This window comes from Salinimonas chungwhensis DSM 16280, assembly GCF_000378185.1.
Taxonomy (GTDB): Bacteria; Pseudomonadota; Gammaproteobacteria; order Enterobacterales; family Alteromonadaceae; genus Alteromonas; species Alteromonas chungwhensis.
In genome coordinates this window covers 1-18,587 of the sequence record NZ_KB899385.1, presented here as the reverse complement: position 1 = coordinate 18,587, position 18,587 = coordinate 1, and the positions used below count along the sequence as shown (strand labels likewise).

Here is an 18,587-nt window from a genome sequence, read left to right as displayed (position 1 = left end):
GGTTAAATGTCATCTGCGTTAGTGGATACAGCCGGACCGTCACTTTGCATTGTCTGTGCTGCAATCGGCGTTATTGCATCAATTAACTGCTCGACTTTAGCTTCAGAAACCAAAGCCCGGGTTATTAATCCGTAGCTGGTATTTGCAACAAAATAGGGGGTGGCAATATTGGGAAGTGAATTAAAAACTTTATTGTTTTGCTGCAGACTTTGTGCCGCCTTGATATTCACCACTGACTTGTTATCACTGACCAACTGACTAAATGATTTTCGTTGTGCAAGGAGCTTTAGCCTATCTATTCGCGCTTTTGAATTCGTTTCGCTAAGAAGATGAATAGCTTTGTCAGTTGAATCTTGTGGTTTAACAAACGCAACCGGTATGACTTTGATGCTAACTGAACGGGATTCTGACATCTCAATAAGGTGAGGTAATTCTTGTTGGCAAGCGGGGCAGTTAAGATCCATAAACAAAAATAGCTCTCTGTTTCCTTCGCCTAACTGTACATGTTGTAACCCCCTGACTTTATCCAAGATTACATTGTCAGATTCCTCTTCACTCTGTGATTGGGGCGTGGCTAAATGTGCAGCTGGTGGCTCAGTAGTGTCTTTCTCAAAGTTATCGTCATTGAGCAATGCTGCCGCGGTACCGGCACTGTATTTTGCAACGAACTCGGTTGTTTTTTTCCTCAAGCTGATACGTTTTTTGTTGCGTTCTGCTATTTGCTCTAATACCGGTAGTCCACCAGCTTGTGCTTTATCAGCTATGTGTGGCGTGATCATCTGGCCATAAATTAGTGTTTCGAAATCACCAAGCATAAATAAAGAAAGAGACTCGCCTTCTTTAGATACAGCATCCAATTTAAATGCTCCACCAGGGACCTGCTTAAAGCTTTTTACATAAGAGCCTGCGCCAAAGTAAGTGGTAACGAGTCCCTTGCCTCTGCGCTCTGCGGTAGATAGGTAGTCTGAAAAGGTGTCAGCGAACACTGAAGCAGGAATACTCACCAATATACAAACCACTAAAACTAAAGTCTTCATTCGATACCCTTCTTAAATTTTCTACAGTCAGTCTAAAGAGCAGTCGTGCCGGCATACAGGTAATAAAGTCGATAAATCGGGTTTGTGGTTGAGAGAAAAGGGCGGTTAAAAGAATATTCGCTCCACAAATTGTGCGAGGGTGAATTATGAAATCTTTAGTTTTAAGTATGAAGGTAGCAGAGCCTTCCAGTGGTGGAATTAGAGTTAATGCAAACTGGGAAGAACCATTTTTCAAAATACCCGTGCAAAATCGTGTCTACATGCTGGCGCAATTTATAGCGCATTTAACCGGTACTATTCGCTCAATAAACGCTGATGTAATCCCTGATTCGCTATCAGGTAACTCAGGTAATGTGGAAGTAAGCTTGCCGATTGAAGGGCAGTCAGATGATTCAGACAGGTCAGAGGTTCTCTTTACAGGCTTTCTTAACAACGCAAGTGAAGGTGAAAAAGCACTCGCCATTTATGCATGTGTTCAATATTTAAAAAAACTCGGTGTCGTATGGGTAAATAGCAGCGAGTCAATGCCTGCATGACGACATTGAATGCCCCCCAGGTGGTGACTATCACCGATGAGTTGCTGGAATACGCTTTGAAGCAAAACCGGCAAATGCAAAAAAAGCTACAGCGCAAAATGCTTTTATCGTCAGGGTTGATGGCGATTATTGTCGGGCTGGGACTAACTCTAGCCTTTGATGCAACTGAATTACGCTTAAGCGAACCGGTACTGGTTGATGAGGAGGGAAACACAAAAGTCATTCCTCCCATATTCAATCTTGAAAACTCTCTAGCATTTTCTGCCGCGTTAGCCGACAAGTATGCGATGCGGTTGATGAATTTCCACTTTTTAAATCTGGAAAATCAGATGCAGGAACGACGCTCACTTTTTGTGGACGATAAAACCTATGAAGCTGTTTATAGACGACCGCTTCAAGATGCCGGTGCATTCGAACGAATTCAAAAAAATAATTACATCATTACCGCTGCAACAGTTAGAAATGCAGACCTCATGGCTGAGTTTATCGTCGATGGGGATCTATTTATCAAATATCAGATTCGATTGGTTCAGACCGCTGTAGGGCCTTCCGGAGAGCCTGAAAGCAATAAGGTAATACTGGAACTGACATTTAAACGCGTGTCGCGTGACAAAGCTATTGAAGGGCTGTTAATCAGTGATTTGGGGACTATAAAGCGATGAGCTCAGAAAAAGAAAACAAATATAACGAAGAGTTAGAACTGCTTTTCGGGGCCAAAACAAATTTGAGGGTAGCGCATAAAGACACAGGGGTTTATCCATCTCAAATTGTTCTGGACCGTAATGCGTTTTTGCGTCGCTTAAACAAAGTCTCACTGGGATTTGCAGTTTTTCTGGGATTAGTAGTGGTTTCTCTGGCTATTGGACTGAATATCTCAGCAAACCGACCTGTTCAAACTCTCGCCTACCTACTTGATAGCAAAAACAATATGACAGAGCTTCAACCTACAAATATACCTTCGGTTACTGATGAAGATGTGATGATTTTTGCAGTGAAGAAAGTGAAGCAATTTCATAAGCTATCTTTCACTGACTATATCGAACATACAGTGTCATTAGAAAGAGAGTTTACGACTCATACTGCTTTCGAAAACTATCAAAGAAGCCTCTTAAATAGCCTGATACTTACTCAAATACGCGATGATCGCCTTTCAAGCTGGGCTGAGCCAAGCGCGGCACCTGAAATTGTCAATTTTAATGAAGACACGCTTACATGGCAGGTCAGGTTGAACTTCACATGGTATATGGGAGGGGGTAAGCAACAAACGAATGGGCGTGAATACACAGTAGATTTTCTGATTAAACGCGTTTCACGAAAGCACAACGAGAAAGGCCTGGCAGTCGACGCTTACTTTATAAAGTCTGTTAGCGGGGAGTAAGAACATATGAAACTTAAAGCGTTCTCTTTCCTGGCTCTGGTCTTGGCCACTGGTGCACAGGCTAATCAAAATAAAGATCCTATTCCGGCTGATGTCGTCCCTTATACAGACGAAGCTCAGGCAACTGACTTAACAGATGAAGAAATGAAGGATCTGGCCTTTGAAATCTTTCTAGAAAGAAATTTCAAAATGACGCCGGAGCAGCTCAGGCAATATGTTGAGAGAAAACGTTCAGAGGCCGAAGCGTTGAAACGTCAAAAGCCGGCAGATTCCATACGCAAAGTCGATGCACTTGATATCTCACCTGCAGCTAAACCATATCGAATTTATATCACACCGGGTTGGGATACCCATGTTTCATTCATTGATGCAGCAGGTAACGTCTGGCCGGTAATGTACCAAACAACAGGCTCTTCAGAAGAATTTGATGTAAAGCAGGTTATCAGCGAAACCTCGAATAAACTTCGTGTGAATGGGAAGTTTCGGGTCGGGTCTTCAAATCTGACTGTTGGGCTTAAAGGCATAGATGAATTGATTACGCTTGAACTTGTGGCAGACAAGCAGAAATATCATTCGTCTTTGACTCTACAAATCCCCCAACTAGGGCCCAATACATCAAAGGATATTATATCAGATGATAACCACGCGATGATGTCCAATGAGCCATATATGCAAAAGGTACTTCATGGAGGGGTTGGTTTACCGAATGAATTTAAGAAATTACAAAGTTCCCATCAGGATGTAAGCGCCTGGCAGCGCGGTAACCTACTTTATATTTTAACTAATTTACATGTGCACGGGGTAGATCCTCTTAGCGTGCGTCATGGTCCAGGCGGTTATACCGCTTATGAAATTTCCTACCTCCCATCTTTGCTTTTCACTACTGACAACGGCAATGCAGTGTCTGTCTATTTTCAAAAGGAGCGCGGCAGTTATGCGCAATAAAATCAATAAGTACACCAGCGCTTTGCTAGCACCTTCAAATCGCCCCTTTTTGTTTGTTGCCGGCGGCGTTCTTTTCGCTGTTAGTTTAGCATTTGTCATATTCTTTATTGTGACGAGCTCCGAAGAAGATGGCGCTAAAGCTCCGCTTCAGGCAACACCATCTAACTCTGTAGTGAATGTTGGTGCAGAAAAGTCGAATGCTTATAAGGAAGCTGTTGAGCAAAAAAATAAAGAAAATTACGACCGAGCAATCCGGACGCAGAACGGTGTACATATTCCTTTTGTTATAGATGGAAAGAAGCCAGAGCCAATAGCCGGGGGAGATGCCGATGTCTCTACATGTGGGTGCACAATGTCAGATGCCGAATTTCATGCGCGTTTGTCGCGTGCCGGCGTTGAGTTTGATAGTGATAACGACCTGATAACACAAATTGGTGATAGTGATATTTATGTTGCCGCAGATCGGTACCTGGTTTCTGACGATAAGCAAAAACTAAAGCTTCATGGTCAAGACGTAAAGCTGTCTGATAGCGGGGGCATTGTTTGGTCAGACAATCGGCCAGTCGATATTGCGGGTGTTGGTGAGCTCTTCTTAAGTGTAGATGGTGAAATCATTGATAAAGAAACTAATCTCATCCCAATGCGAGGACAATTGTTAACTCATGATGGCGTTGTGCTGCTTGCTAATGGACATTTCGCCTACAGAGCCGGAAACATGGTGCAAGTAGATACAACTGACATCTATATAACTAGCGAGTCACAACTAGTAACTGTAGATGCAAGACCAATTCGACACTCAGGCAATTTCGTTTTTCGTAATCGAGAGCGAGAAATAACCGACTCTCGCGGTGTTCCCGCAAGATGGGAAAACAACGTAGTTTTTCAGTCAAATGCCGGTCACTTGGTGGATAACACCGGAACGACCTTCACTAAGCCCGGGATAATTTTTTCCTTCAACGGGATCATGATTGATAACTTTGGAATGCTGACTGAGCCATTGACCAATCTTCGCCGAGTGGGTGACTCTGATATTCTGCTTGATGATAACGGAAACCTTAAAGATAGGTTCTCTGGGGCAATCACTTACTATTCTGCCTCTGTAAAACTGGGCATAGGCCAGAGGCTGTTATCAGGCGCAACCAACCTGAAAAACCATAAAAACGCTTCTGTGCTATTGGAAGACGATGGCAGGCTAAGTGTGGATATCGGCAAGGGAAGTGTCCAGTCTGGTTTATTGAAAAATAGCAATGGTGTCGCTTATGACCGTAATGGCCACCTGCTTTCCAGACCTGGTAAGCTTTCACAAAAGGGCACATCTGATGTTTTCATTTCAAGTGATGGATTATTAGCATCTGTAGGTGGTAAACCTCTGCTATTCAAACACAAGGACATGTTTCTCGACTTTAATACTTACCTTCCAAATAAACTCATTGGTTTACGCACTTACGATTTAGCGCCTGTGACAGATAAACAGGGTAATCGGCTCTATATAGATGAGTTGGGCCGGTTTGTGACTAAAGATAACAAACTGGCACAGATTGGCGTTGATCTAACCTCCAGTGAAGGTGTGGTCTTATCTTCTACTGGCGAAATGATGATGGACAGAGATGCTCGCAAGCCAGTCCTCAGTAAATCAGGAGAGCAACTTTTTTATAATGGTAAAGCTGTATTTGAGGGAGTAAATGGCCAGCTCTTTGATGCAGACGGAAATCCCATTTTTGATGAGCATGGTGGTCCACTTCGCTTAAACGAGCAAGGATTTATCGTTGATGAAAATGGTGAGCTATCAGGAATGAAAGGGTTTAGCACCAAAAGTGGAAAAATTGACCCTAAGACAGAACAGTTTGATGTTATCAAGCCGCTATTGGGGCCAGATGGTAAACAGGTTTATCGGAATGGAAAGCCGGTGTTTCGCAAAGGTAATATTCTTTTGGATGAAAATGGGAATCAGCTGCGAGATGAGTCGGGTTCTTTGCTAACGGTCGCTCCTGACGGAACAATACAAAATGAGTTTGGGGTGCCTGATGCAGCGATAAACGATCAGTTGACGAATCCCTCCCATGGATCGGGTAATCATAAATCAGCTTCAGTGCCTAAAGAACTGGTTACTTTAAATGGAAAGCCACTTACCCACAATGGAAAGCAGGTTTACCGTCGCCCGGATGGCGCTTTGGTTTACGCAAATGGTGAGGCAGTTAAAGGGGTTGATGGTCGTGAACTGTATCTTGATGAAAACATGCGTCTTAAAGATAAAACAGGGAAAGAAGCGATATCGCCATGGGATGAAGGCGCACTTTCAACAATAGCCAATGGTGGATTTGAGGCAGTAAACCCTTTAGGTCGCAGCTATGAAAGCGGCTTTATCAAAACTGAAGATGGATACATTCTTGATAAGAATGGCAAGCCTCTCACTTATAAGGGTAAAAACGTCAGAGTTGGGGCTGACGGCCGAATTTACGATGAAGATGGAAATATTGTCACTGACTCAAAGGGTAACCCTTTATTTATGAATGATAAGGGTGAGATCATTACAGAGGATGGCGAGCCAGTTAAAGAGGCTATCTTTGCAGATGGTGACGGTCGTTTGATATTTGGTAATGGTAAACCGGTCACCTCTGCGATGAAGAAAATTGGTGACTCGGACGTGTATATTACACGCGATGGAAAACTTCTCGATAAAGAGGGAAGGCCTTTCAAATATAATGGTAAAGCTATTGAGATTGACCCTGAAACAGGTCGATTGATTGACGAGGACGGTAACCCTTTGCGTGACCCTCGTGGTAACTCTCTGTATTTAAGTGAAGCTGGTGAGTTTATTACCAAAGACGGGAAAAAAGCGAGCGGTATAACACCGGTGGATGCTCAAGGCGTCGCTTTGGGCGCGGACGGAAAGCTTTTGGCCGGCTCGAAGCAGCTAACTAAAATTCCAGGTACTGAATATTACAAGTCAGAGGAAGGGCTAGTAGTTGATGAAAACGGCAAGCCAGTTTTGCGCGATGGTAAACATGTCTATGTAGATGCGACAAATCAGCTGGTGGATAGACTAAAGCGACCCATTAGATACAGAGGCCAGAGATTACGCCTTGATGGCCGAGGACAAGTTGTTGGAGCAAATGGCGATAGTATAATTATCGATGAGAAGCCCGTAACGTTGAGCAACTTAGACTTATTATCTGATGATGGCATAGCTAAGGATTCAGAGAATAATGTCACTCCCCCATCTTTACCTGAAGAGCCAGCTGAGAAAAGTGAAGTTACAAACGTATCCTCGAAAGATACCGAGGAAAACAAAGATTTAGCTAAAAAAGCTGAAGAGACGCAAACAGATGATGGGAAGATTAAATTAAGTGCAGTTGACCAAGCCGCTAGAAGCCGGTTTGGTGAGCGGGTGGCTAGTTATATTGCCGCAATGGAAAAAACAGCTAAAAGCTATGAAAAGAATATAACACCGACATTCAAGCCTACCGATGTTACTACCGCTAAAGCCCCGGGAATGCCTTCTCAAGAAAGTACTCAGGTGAGTCCTGTTGGCAGTGACAGCAACACTGGAGCTAAAAGTATACGGCCCCAGTCACAAATTGTGGAACCTACTGGCTCAACATTCTTTGTTGCGACAACCCATGCGCTTAATACCGATTTTAATGACCGGCTCGAAGTTGAGATTCATATGCCTTTTCCAGAGCATCCATTACATTTGGCAAAAGCATACGCAATAGTGGATTTGGTTTACGACAATGCAGTTCTTAAATTTAATCAGATCTGTCCTTTGGAATTAAAATGCTTCAGCACTGAAGGGCTGGCATTAGACCCTTCCACAGCATCAGCAGGTATGGCTGCAGAAGTTGACGACCACTTCTGGTATCGGTTTGGGGGCGTATTCCTTGCGTCATTTGGAACTGGCGTTGCAGACGGTGTTGCTAACTCTCAGGATCGCACTCAAATAACAGATAGTATCCCGGGAAGCACCTCAACAACGACAATCGTTGAAGGTCTAAATTATGCGGAGATTGCATTACAGGGGGTTGGGGAAGTTGGCCGGGCGCTGCTACCATCACTGGCAGAGCGCGTAAATCGTCCGGTCACTGTGAGAATCCCTCAAAATACAGAAATGGTAATGAAAATCTTTACTCACATTACAGATAAAGATTTACCCACTAAGCATTAATTGGGAGTCTGTAGCCATAATAAGTATCACATTATGGCTATTGTAAGCAGAGCTAACATATTTCTTACAGCTCTGCTTAGTCAGGCTAATGCATTAATGAATAACTGGTAAGAGCTGTTCAATAATAATCGAATTATGTTTAAGAGACATGTTGCTGCTAGCCACTGTATTGGCTTAATGATAAATTTGAAGACAACTTGTCATAGCTAAATTATCCAAAATGTATCTACTAGCAATTATTTTCCTAGCTGTTTTCTTACTGATAATCTCATTTATACATATAAATCGTCTAAATAGGAAAATATCTCGAATGAAAATGGAGGCCGAGCTGGATTCGAAAGTTGCTGCAGAACACAAGGAGTCGGTAGCTAGACTGCAAACAGAAAATTCTAAGCATATTAGAAAGTATGAAAGCCTTAAAGGTGAAGTTTCAGACGTTTTTGTTTTTATTCAAAGAGATGGTAAGAGCGAGCTTTTAACTTCAATTCTGGAGAGTGAAAAACAGAAGCGACCTAATGGTTCAGTGATTAGCGGAATTATATTAGATAAAATAAGGATTCTTAATAGACCTATTCCTCCAACGCCGCCGCCATCAAACGACAAGACGCCATATCTTGACCGCCAGCAAATTAAAGAGCAAAACCCTATGCATTAGGCATCACTGGGTTATTGATAATGGGTAAAAGAGGTTTTTTAAAAAAGCCGAGTACAATTATTTTCTGTACCTGTTTTTTTGTTTTGGGTTGTGACAGCAATGATTTTTCAAGAGGTCTGTCACCAGGCCATATGAGCTCATCTATTGAGGATGAATTCGGTAACAAAATAGTTAGTAGTTATGTACTTGTTGCATTAAAAACTGATTTTAATGCCAACGAGGCGCTACGTCTGGCTAAGATTGTTAATGGGAAAGTCATCGGCAATATTAGTGAACTTAACATTTGGCAAATAGAAGTGAATTCAAGTAGCTCGGAAGATCTTGATGCACTTATAGCCCTTTTAGAAAAAGAGTCCAGTGTGCGGTATGGCATGGTAGACTTTGAAGTTGATGGCGAACGCCTACCACAGAAATAAATATTAAACAGCATTTCCCTCCAGTTCTCACTCTGAAGGAATAGTACCTTGAGATATCATGGCTCGTTCAATAGTAAGGATAGCGATATCTAAACTCACCAGGCTCCCACCTGCTTCGTCTTCACGTAAAGCCTTAAAGTTGTAGTTTTTAAGTTTCCCGATTTATTGACCTTATTTCGTTGAGAGCGCCCGTTCGAGTGTTTAACTTAAGCCCCATAAGTTAAACAGCGGGGCACATGCAGTGAGCGCAGAGAAATTTAATCCAGATTTTGCATCAGATGAAGACGATGGTCTTGCATCCGTAACGCCGTTTCCAAACGAGCAAAACGAGACACCGCGTGAACAGACAGTTGATAGGGCCAAACCAGTTAAGCGCAGCCAGTCAACTTGGTATAAAAGCAAGTACATTGTTGGCTCTGCAGTTGTTGCAATAGGAATTGGGGTAACTGTTACGGCAATGGGGCCAGATAAATTTTATGAGGCTGTCTCGAATTTGTCTCTGCCGGGATTCAAAGACAATAGTAATCGCCAGAACCTTCTTGAGCAAAAGCTTGCTTCGCTACAAGCCCAAACAGATTCAGTAAAAGAACTTGCGCAAACAGTCAATATTAATAACCAAAGTCAAACAACTGATCTCAAACAATCAGCTGAGGCTGCATTACAGGCAGGAGAGCTAAATAAAGCCTCAGTACAGCGCCTTAATGAAAATCTCAGCCAATTACTTCAGCGTGTCGATGCATTGGAACAAGAGGTGTTGATGATAGCAACAAGCGGTCCAAGTGCTGGGATTGAAGATGTAAAAGAAAAGCTGGTTACAGTCACAGGTTCTTTATCAAAGATTGCTACTGATGTTGATACAAATACAAAAAATTACGGTTGGCTGGCTAACCGTACCAAGGCCCTGGAAGAGTGGAAATTAAGCTCAGAACCTGACACTGCAAAAGACAAAGAGCCGACTCATGCACGTCGATTCAAAGGTGAAGGTAAGCCCGCTGTTGAGAAATCCCCATGGGTTATAAAGCTAGTTAACTTCAACGCCAAACTTGGCTTTATCGTAAATACCGTAACTGGCCAAAAGCTTAGAGTTAAACCCGGTGTCGATGTGCCAAATTGCGGCCAGGTAACAGTGATGAGCGCCCAAACAAATTCGATCAAAGCCGGTAGCTGCTTGCTCAAACGAGGCTAAGAAATGGATTACTCTGCCGCTTTACAAGTGCTTCACTCTATCGCTAGGGCTCTTCCAGGCCTGTACAGCGCAGTTGTTGTCTTTAGCGCTATTACCGGTCTTATAGTTACATCTAAAGGTGTAACGCTATTAATACAAAGTAATAAGGCACAGCAGTCAGCACCTGGTAGTTGCTATTTCATGATTTTTTTGGGGCCCTTGATGCTGTCTCTTGGGACGGTTTTGAATGTGGCCAGTTATACGCTTTTCAGGCGTTCAACCAATCCGGTAATTCTTCAGTCTTATTCACCTTATGCATCCAATGATGACTTTCGGGTGGGCCTGTACGCAATCACCACCTATATCACTTTTTTTGCGTGGGTACTGGTTGCCAAAGCTATCTATGTTGGTTCTACAGGTGCCCACAATCGTCGAGAAAAATGGGTAAGTGAGGCGTTGGTCCTATGGGGGTTGGCTGGTTGCTGTGTTGCCTTTCCTTATTTCGTAGATGCTTTATCAATGACTCTTGGTCAGGGGCGATACGGTACCGAATACTTAACTTTTTAAGATAACAAACAATCGTTCGCTATTTATTTCAATACATAAAAGGTAGTAAAAATGAGACTAAGTTCTAAAACAATTAAACGAGTTACATCTTCAGCTTTACTTATGATGATTACAACCGTTGCCCAGGCCAGCAACGATTGTGACATTGGTTGTATGGGGGAAAACGCAAGCAAGGGCGGAATGGGTGTATGGGGTGCTATACAAGTCGTACTGCTCATCATTGGTGTTCTAATTATCGCTGCCGGGGTAATGGGTTTAATCCAAGGTAGAAATGGTCAGGAAAGCAGTGGAACTCATTGGAAAAAAATTGGTGGGGGCGGTCTGTTGGCCAGCACTTTTGGGATAATGCTTGCGATCAATTCTCAGTTTTTCGGTAGTACTGAAGAAGTTAAGCAAACAAAAACGTTAATTGAACAGTCACGATAGCTCAATACCGTGATTTCAAATTTTCCAGATCGTCCCACAATGCCGGAAGACCTGAATTATCAGGTAACCCGGCGTGAATGGGAAATTCTAAACGAATCTGAATTTACATGTGCTTGCTGTGGTTTTGTTTCAAAATCATCACCTGAGGTCGTAAGTGGCTATATGGAAGTGATAATTTTTAAGGACAGGCCCACAGTATTTTGTGCGCTTTGCAGTTCAGCGCTACGTTTGGGCAGAACAGTAAATGGCACAATAAATCATGGTTTAATTCTACACGCCCCCGACATAACTCAGGGGCAGTTAAGCAATGCCGCTCGCATTCTAAATACCGCGATAATTGAAGAGCTTCCTTATCAGCATGGGGCTAATGCAGTTCAAGCGAAATTTCAGCGAATGCAGGCCTCTAAAAAAGACTACCTGTTTATGGTGGATGAAGGCTCAACTCAGCAGACAGTAAATGCACTAAAAAGCGTACGCCGTAATTTTGAGGCTGAAGCATCAAAAATATTTAAGCACCTTCGTTATTTTCCTTCCCGAGCCACTTATCGTCATGTTTTTCAGTATTGGTACCGGACCAATCCTGACTATTTTGCAAAGCCTGTGTAATCTAATTCAAGAGAACCTTTCATGTTGTATAACCACCCTAATACGTTCGCGGAACGCGCACTCTCTACGTGGGAAACACTTGCCCAGATAGTATCGTCAAAACTGCTTAAACAAAGCCCTAAAGACCATGTCTCACTTGATACCGTTTTTGGAAAGCACTGTTTGATACAAGATGATGGTTCACTTATATCAGCGATACGTATTGATGGCTCCAGGCAAGTCGTTGGCGCTGATAAGCTGGATGAGCTGGTACTTTCGATAGAAGCTGAATTTAAAGCTTATCTGGGCAATGGTACTCACCGCATAATGCACTCTTTCTCGATGGATACTGATAAAACAGAGGAAGAGTTGGAGCAAGTATTCGGAGCCAATGCCAGAAAGACAGCAAAGAATCTTGGATTAATAGATACCAGTCTTATTGATGAATACATTCAAGCTAATGCAGCATTTTGTCACAGTGAACGCAATTATATTGTTGTCCAAACGAAAGTGCGCAACCTAACACCAACTGAAAGTAAGGAGCTGCAAAAACTAAAATTAAATCAGGCTGAGGGCATGCCGTTCATGACTAAGTGCCAGTCTATCGCGAACGGTGCTGAATATTATGCGAACAAACATCTTACGTTGCTCGACAATTTGCGAGAGATGTTTCGCAATAATGATATTTTTTGTCGCCTACTGGACACCCATGAGATCACTTTTGATATGCGCCTCGCCTATGATAGCGCATGGACGGACCTTAATTATAAGGTCCAATTGCCCGGTGATAACCATAGTATGGAGTTGCCTGAGTCGCGTAAAGGGGACTTTTCTATGGTTGGCGTACCAAAACTGGCCGATCAGATAATGTCTCGCGAGATGGAGATTGTCGAAAGCTCTTTAGCAACAGTCGGAGACTCTGTATATGCCCCCTTATCTGTTTCATTTGCCCCGCAAAAAGCTAAACCATTTAATATACTGTACAGGGAATTAAAAAAAGCTGACATACCTTGCAGGATTACGTTTGATATGTCAGCTGATGGAATAAGCTTGTTGGTATTTCAAGAGACGATGGCTTCGTTTCTTCGAATTACCGACAAATTGGGTGGTACGCCAGACAACAAACATATTATTGAAGTATCTGAACGGCTTCGTGCTCTTCGTGAAGCCGGTGAAGAAATTATTCAATTAAGGATTTCAATTTGCACATGGGCGTATGATGGTGATGTTAGTCTAGCCAAAAAACGGCGTGAACAAATAGCTCGAATCCTTCAGTCTTGGGGGCATGCTGAATCCGCGCAAGCGGAAGGTGATGTTGTTGAATCTGTACTATCAAGTATTCCGGGCTTGACCAGGGGTAACTCAGCAAAACCGCTTCCCTATACCTTGTCCGATACAATCAGTTTGCTACCCATTACTCAGCCGGCAAGCGTATGGGAGTCAGGCTCGCGTATTATGCGCTCCATACGTGGCAAAATAATGCCAGTGCAGCCCTACTCAACCAAACAGTCTCACTGGACAAAAATGATCGTTGGGCCAATGGGATTTGGTAAAACAGTTGAGCTGGCGGGTGATAATTTTTCTCTTTTATTGCACCCTGACGCCCAAGAAATACCTTATATTCGTCAGATAGATATTGGCCCCGGCTCCAAAGGATTTGTTGAGCTTGTTAAATCTCTTCTTCCATTGAGCAAACAGCACCTAGCTGCATATTACCGGCTTCAAAATACGAAAGAAAATCGCATCAATCCCATGGATACGCAGCTTGGTCTACGTTATCCACTTTCTGGCCATCGCTCTACAATATTAAACTTGGTCTCATCATTAACTGCTCAAGATGATGGTTCGGCGCCACCTGAAGGTACGCTGGATGTGATAAATGGCCTTATTGACTTGGCATACAAGCGTTTGTCTGAACGCCTTCACGCTCATACATACGTTCCAGGCTTATGTGAAGAGGTAGATGAAGCTTTAGAGAAATACAGTTTTGAATCAGAAGCAAAGCGTCCAATCTGGTGGGACATTGTAGACTTCCTTTATCTTCAAGATGAGCCCCGTCTTGCATCGTTGGCGCAACGATACGCAGTCCCTACAGTGCCCTATCTAAATTCACTTTGTTCGGATCCGCGGATTGCTGATGAATTTGTAGATGCAAAAACGTTAAGCCAAGAGCCGATAACCAGTTACGTTTCAAGAAAACTTCGTGCAGCTGTTAATGCCTATCCAATTCTTGGGGGTGAAACGCTTTTTGACATAGGCCAATCCAGGATTGTTTCGTTAGATCTTGATGACGTCACTAAAGGGCGAGGAATTGAAGGACAGCGTCGCACAACACTTTTTTATACCTTGGCATATCATGTATTAACAACTGACATGTACAAGGGACCAGATTCATTAAAAGAAATGGAAGCAGAAGTTGGCCTTTACAAGATTGATTATCGCAAATATCACAAGCTGGACGTTGAGCGCTTACAGCGAACTGTTAAACGCTTTTGTGCTGATGAGATTCATCGTGGTAGTGAAGTGCCAGAATTCATTTTGCAGCTTATTACAGCCGTACTTGAGGGGCGTAAGTGGGGTGTTGATGTCACACTTGCAAGTCAATTAGCAGATGCATTTCCTGCTGATATAAAAAGGCTGGCATCAAGCATAATCATTTTAGGCTCAGGTACTGCGAAAAATGTTAAATCTATTGTTAAAGAGTTTCAGCTTAGTCCAACAATGGAATATCACTTAAAAAACAGTCTCAGAAAGCCGTCAAAACGTGGTGCGACTATGCTTGGCATATTTGATACTGACGATGGTTGGCTTGAGCAGCTTATGATGTCTACATTCGGCCCACAATTCTTATGGCGCGTGAATTCAACGCGTACTGACACCTATGTCGTTGAACAGTTGGCGCAAAGAATCGGAGAAAGTGAGGCGATGAAGCTGCTTGTCCACCGGTACCCGGGCGGTTCTCTTCAGGAAGATATTGAAGCCAGGCGTAAACATTTGGGCATTGAAGAGGATTTTGAGGAAGGTGTTACTAAAGCAGGGATCCTCGATGCGATAGTGGCCGATAATATGCGCTACTACAAACACCACTACATTCCAAACGCGGCATAAGAAAGGGGCTTGAAAGCCCCTTTTTTAATCTATCGTTATTACTTGATTTCGTATTCTTCAAGCTGATTACCGTTATCTAACGCTTGCTTGTAAACCTTTGGCATCCGACCAATACCTGTCCACAAATGTTCCTTCCCCTGTTCGTCAACCAGGCGATACTTAATAGGACGTTTCTTGCCGGTATTTTTCGAAGGTTTATTGCTATCTGTCAAATCATCAAGAGAGAGCCCCTCTTCTTGAAGAAGCGCCAGCACGCTCTCAATCTTATTGTTTTTCTCTGCTTTTTCAGCTTCCTGTGCCGCTGCCTTCTCGCGTCGCTTTTCAATGATGTTTTCAAGCTTTGTGCGAATGTCTTCGAGCTGCTCGACTGTCAGTTCGTTGGTTGCTGCCTGAAGCTTTCTTTGGTGGGTTAACGTATCGGTAAAATCAGTCATAAGGATTATCGTAAATGTCTTATAAGCATATATATTTCGCTATGCTTACATTAATACATGATAAATCCAAGACTTTTTAATTTTGAAGCGATGAGCAAAAGTTGAAATGCGCTAAGTGTAATGACTACAAAGCCGGAAAGGCTAAACTGCTGGTGGTTGGTGAAGGGAATATTAGAGAAAAAAGCGGGCCTGAAGCCCGCTAATTATTAAAATGCGTAGCGTACGTGCGCACCGGTAAATGAATAATCATCACGGTCTTCATAGGTCGCACCGATAGCAAGTGCCGGAGTGAAGTAGTAATTGATACCTGCCTCAAAACCGGTGTTAGATGTTTCATCTAACTCTATTTGCTTAACCTGTGCTGACAGCTCAAGCTGGTCGATAACCATGGAGCGAACACCAATAGCAACACCAAAGCCGTTTTCATCGCCAGCGAAAAAGTTCTCACCTTCAAAGTTTACTTCAGCATCCAGATTTTCAAAACTTACAGTTGCAAATACATCTGTGCTTTTTGTCATGCCATATCGATAGCCAACACCCAGGCTTAGCTGACTAAGCTCAAGTTCAACAGTCATCTCTTCATCGCTAAGATTGCGGTACCCACCGTTAACGAAAAAGTTTTCACCCACCAGTAAAGAACCTTCAAGGTTGATGCCTGCTGGCTCAAATGGGTCGGCACCGTCGATATCCGAGGTCTGATAGCCAGCTTCAACAAAATCCCAGGCAGGACCGTCAGAGAAAGTCTGGGCAGAGAATGCGTTCATTGAAAAAGTGGCGATTGCAGCTGCAACTAAAGTGCGTTTCATTAAATAATTCCTTATAAATACTACTAGTCATAATGCGACGAGGGCACTTTAGGGTTTGGCCTTAGCAAAATATAGGAAATAACTACAATAAATCGGGATAAATGAATTTACAGCTGGATTCGCTTCTTATTTATACAAGTATTAGCATCTGTGATATCGCTTGTTCTACAAAAGAATACTGCCGGACTAATTGGACAGAGATTAAAGAATGGTTTCAATATCTGTCAGATGTAAATATAGGTGAATCAGCGACGCCCCCGAGCATTGGTGCTTTTATCAAATACAGCATAATTTTTAGTCAAAGCTTAGTGTATAGCCTTAGAGCAGGCATTTTATATATCAGAAGACTCAGTAGTTTTTTCTCTTATAGCTTCTTTCATTCTGCTATTTTGTTCAGTTTCTCTGCCCATATCTTCCTTTATAATTTTTTATTTTGAGGGAAGCAAAGTGTACTCACCGATGCATAAAATGCCTGAACCGGGCGAACAGGTTTTGCTCACTATAGGCCAGCCGATTTTGGTGGCGAAAGCCTATTTTGATGGAGTCTGTTTCAGGCTAAGGGAATACGCTTTCGAATATGAAATATTGCCTGCTGATGTGATGGGGTGGACGTATGATAGAACTGCCTCGCTATCGATGGTGTAGTGAAGTATACCCAAAGATAGTACGGACTGTGCCAGACTAATATTTCACAAAAATTTACGTATTTTGCTATCCGCTTTCTGTCATTTTTGACCCCGTTAGCAATCGAACGGCGGCTGTGTTCGTAAAGCGGACATTTCAATTTCTATCCCATGAAGACACAGAATATAGTTTTTAAGAGGAAACGGGTGTTACTATGACGTCTCAGTTGTAAGCTGTTTACGTCGGAGGTATTGTGCAATTAGTTATCAAAGTCTTGTCAGTTTTTGCCTTGTTGGTTTCTCTATGTTGGCTGTATTTCGAGCCAAGTTTTGAACCTCTATTAACGACTGTTGTTTCGTTTTCGGCTTTAATTTCGTCATTTGTGTTTGGCAATAGCAATAAAGACCAGAGTGAAAGCCAAAATCAGGAAGTGTCTTCGAATTCATCAGGAATACAAGCTGGCGGAAATGTGACGATAAATAATTCAATCAGGGAAGACTAATGTTGGGGAAAAAACAAGATCAGAAAGTTGCTGAAAACTCTTCTGCTATACAGGCAGGTGGAAACGTCACAGTTAACAATGGGTTATCTGTTGCTGAGGTTAGAGAGCTATGTTTATTGTTCTTGAGAGATAACTTTCCAGCATTACGAGAAGAAGCTATTCGCGAAGCTGAGGATAATGTTCGAGAGTTTGCACAAGAGTTGGAACTAAAAATCGTTCAAAATGCCCAATTTATCACATTGGAAAAATTTAAAGACCCTGACGTACAAGCAGCAATCAATGATGCGGTGCAATCGAGTGCAAGACGCGGAAAAAAAGCAAATACGAATGTTCTTGTCGATTTGATCTCAGAGAGAGCTTCGGTTTCATCTTCGGACTTTAAAGACATCGTAGTGTCTGAAGCAGTTAATGTGGTTCCCAAGCTAACACAGGAGCAGATCTCATATTTATCTTTTATCCATTTTATGACGCATTGCGGTCGTGATGGATTACGACATGTATCTCAACTAGAACCTGTTTCATTAATGGCATTGAATGCTGTTTCAGCAGGCTTTGGTATATCAGATTCACAAAAACGTCATATTCAGTTTGCAGGAACTTGTTCCATTATGTCGATGATGCATATTGATATTTACGATGGTTGGATAAATTCCTTATTTAAAGGCCTAGGATACACGGACAAAGATAAGTTTAAGTCTGATGTTGCTCAGTTCAGTCCATCAACAAAGAGGCTACTTGAAGAGTTTGATAAAGACAGCAAAGGCGGGCAGGTGACTCTTACAAGTGTCGGTCAAGCCATCGCTATTGCAAACCTTTCAAAAAGCTTAGGTCGTCTAGATTACTCAATCTGGATTAAATAGACGTACAATAAGTTGCTTAAAAGCTCCTAAAACGATTGCCTTGCGTTTCTTCGTCACTAATTTTAGACAAGCACTTTACGCCTCTTAGCAAGGCGTTAAACGTCCGCTTAATGCCCTGAGCCACTCGTCAACCAATTTTATCCAAGTAAAGGCGAATTTCTCTCCTTTAATACTTTGAGGTACTTCGTTTCATCATATGGTGTTTTACTTTTCCAACAGCAGTACAAAACCCTTATCCACTTGAAGGCTAAGGAGCGCACTGCTCGCTGATGAGTGTTCCCTTTCTTCCGCTGCTGTTCGTAGTAAAGCTGTGCCCAGTAAGAGTAGCGGACTGTTTTCGCTGACCATTCAATAAACGTTTGACGAATAAATTTAGAA

At 42.6% G+C, this 18,587-nt stretch carries 17 protein-coding genes and 1 pseudogene; 14 read left to right on the top strand and 4 right to left on the bottom strand.

Annotated features, from left to right (window positions below; translation table 11 throughout):
- Positions 1-2 precede the first annotated feature (2 nt).
- The gene (locus F458_RS0113705; protein WP_018983994.1) at positions 3-1,037 is read right to left on the bottom strand and encodes a thioredoxin domain-containing protein; all 1,035 of its coding nucleotides are present in this window, start codon (positions 1,035-1,037) and stop codon (positions 3-5) included.
- Between the two features lie 146 nt (positions 1,038-1,183).
- Here F458_RS0113705 and F458_RS0113700 point away from each other — a divergent pair, with 146 nt between their 5' ends.
- The 12 genes from F458_RS0113700 to F458_RS0113645 all read left to right on the top strand — a co-directional run bounded on the left by F458_RS0113700 (position 1,184) and on the right by F458_RS0113645 (position 14,983).
- Positions 1,184-1,573 (top strand): hypothetical protein, encoded by a 390-nt coding sequence (locus F458_RS0113700; protein ID WP_018983993.1) that lies wholly within the window; start codon positions 1,184-1,186, stop codon positions 1,571-1,573.
- Positions 1,570-2,235, top strand: a complete 666-nt coding sequence (locus F458_RS0113695; RefSeq protein WP_018983992.1) for a DotI/IcmL/TraM family protein — start codon at positions 1,570-1,572, stop codon at positions 2,233-2,235. Before F458_RS0113700 ends, F458_RS0113695 begins: the two co-directional genes overlap by 4 nt.
- Positions 2,232-2,951 carry a DotI/IcmL family type IV secretion protein gene (locus F458_RS0113690; RefSeq protein WP_018983991.1) on the top strand — a complete coding sequence of 240 codons (720 nt, stop codon included), beginning with the start codon at positions 2,232-2,234 and terminating at the stop codon, positions 2,949-2,951. The genes F458_RS0113695 and F458_RS0113690 overlap by 4 nt, the downstream gene beginning before the upstream one ends.
- A gap of 6 nt (positions 2,952-2,957) precedes the next feature.
- On the top strand, positions 2,958-3,896 hold the full coding sequence (locus tag F458_RS0113685) for a DotH/IcmK family type IV secretion protein (RefSeq protein ID WP_018983990.1): 939 nt from the start codon (positions 2,958-2,960) through the stop codon (positions 3,894-3,896).
- Positions 3,886-8,061, top strand: a complete 4,176-nt coding sequence (locus F458_RS0113680; RefSeq protein WP_018983989.1) for a hypothetical protein — start codon at positions 3,886-3,888, stop codon at positions 8,059-8,061. Before F458_RS0113685 ends, F458_RS0113680 begins: the two co-directional genes overlap by 11 nt.
- A 310-nt stretch (positions 8,062-8,371) precedes the next feature.
- Positions 8,372-8,716: a hypothetical protein gene (locus tag F458_RS0113675; RefSeq protein WP_018983988.1), complete on the top strand. Its 345-nt coding sequence runs from the start codon at positions 8,372-8,374 to the stop codon at positions 8,714-8,716.
- A gap of 20 nt (positions 8,717-8,736) precedes the next feature.
- Entirely contained in the window at positions 8,737-9,132 is a 396-nt protein-coding gene (locus tag F458_RS0113670; protein WP_018983987.1) for a S8 family serine peptidase, read from the top strand.
- Positions 9,133-9,373: 241 nt separating this feature from the next.
- Positions 9,374-10,318, top strand: a complete 945-nt coding sequence (locus F458_RS0113665) for a hypothetical protein (protein WP_018983986.1) — start codon at positions 9,374-9,376, stop codon at positions 10,316-10,318.
- A 201-nt stretch (positions 10,319-10,519) separates the two neighbouring features.
- Complete coding sequence (locus tag F458_RS21080; RefSeq protein WP_232362672.1) at positions 10,520-10,864, top strand: hypothetical protein; 345 nt, start codon at positions 10,520-10,522, stop codon at positions 10,862-10,864.
- A 51-nt stretch (positions 10,865-10,915) separates the two neighbouring features.
- Positions 10,916-11,290 (top strand): hypothetical protein, encoded by a 375-nt coding sequence (locus F458_RS0113655; RefSeq protein ID WP_018983984.1) that lies wholly within the window; start codon positions 10,916-10,918, stop codon positions 11,288-11,290.
- Positions 11,291-11,299: 9 nt separating this feature from the next.
- The gene (locus F458_RS0113650) at positions 11,300-11,896 is read left to right on the top strand and encodes a hypothetical protein (protein WP_232362671.1); all 597 of its coding nucleotides are present in this window, start codon (positions 11,300-11,302) and stop codon (positions 11,894-11,896) included.
- A gap of 21 nt (positions 11,897-11,917) precedes the next feature.
- Positions 11,918-14,983 (top strand): hypothetical protein, encoded by a 3,066-nt coding sequence (locus F458_RS0113645; RefSeq protein WP_018983982.1) that lies wholly within the window; start codon positions 11,918-11,920, stop codon positions 14,981-14,983.
- Between the two features lie 38 nt (positions 14,984-15,021).
- On the opposite strand, the gene F458_RS0113640 is transcribed toward F458_RS0113645, so the two are convergent.
- Both F458_RS0113640 and F458_RS19620 read right to left on the bottom strand, forming a co-directional pair.
- Positions 15,022-15,417 carry an H-NS histone family protein gene (locus F458_RS0113640; RefSeq protein ID WP_018983981.1) on the bottom strand — a complete coding sequence of 132 codons (396 nt, stop codon included), beginning with the start codon at positions 15,415-15,417 and terminating at the stop codon, positions 15,022-15,024.
- 206 nt (positions 15,418-15,623) lie between these two features.
- The gene (locus F458_RS19620) at positions 15,624-16,223 is read right to left on the bottom strand and encodes an outer membrane beta-barrel protein (protein ID WP_018983980.1); all 600 of its coding nucleotides are present in this window, start codon (positions 16,221-16,223) and stop codon (positions 15,624-15,626) included.
- 877 nt (positions 16,224-17,100) lie between these two features.
- On the opposite strand from F458_RS19620, the gene F458_RS20720 reads away from it, so the two are divergent.
- Positions 17,101-17,349, top strand: coding sequence for a hypothetical protein (locus tag F458_RS20720; protein WP_156824252.1), 249 nt, complete (start codon positions 17,101-17,103; stop codon positions 17,347-17,349).
- Positions 17,349-18,209, top strand: a complete 861-nt coding sequence (locus tag F458_RS0113625) for an LPO_1073/Vpar_1526 family protein (protein ID WP_018983978.1) — start codon at positions 17,349-17,351, stop codon at positions 18,207-18,209. The genes F458_RS20720 and F458_RS0113625 overlap by 1 nt, the downstream gene beginning before the upstream one ends.
- A gap of 137 nt (positions 18,210-18,346) precedes the next feature.
- Here F458_RS0113625 and F458_RS19615 read toward each other — a convergent pair.
- Positions 18,347-18,587, bottom strand: a pseudogene (locus F458_RS19615) (IS110 family transposase); the annotation flags it as partial.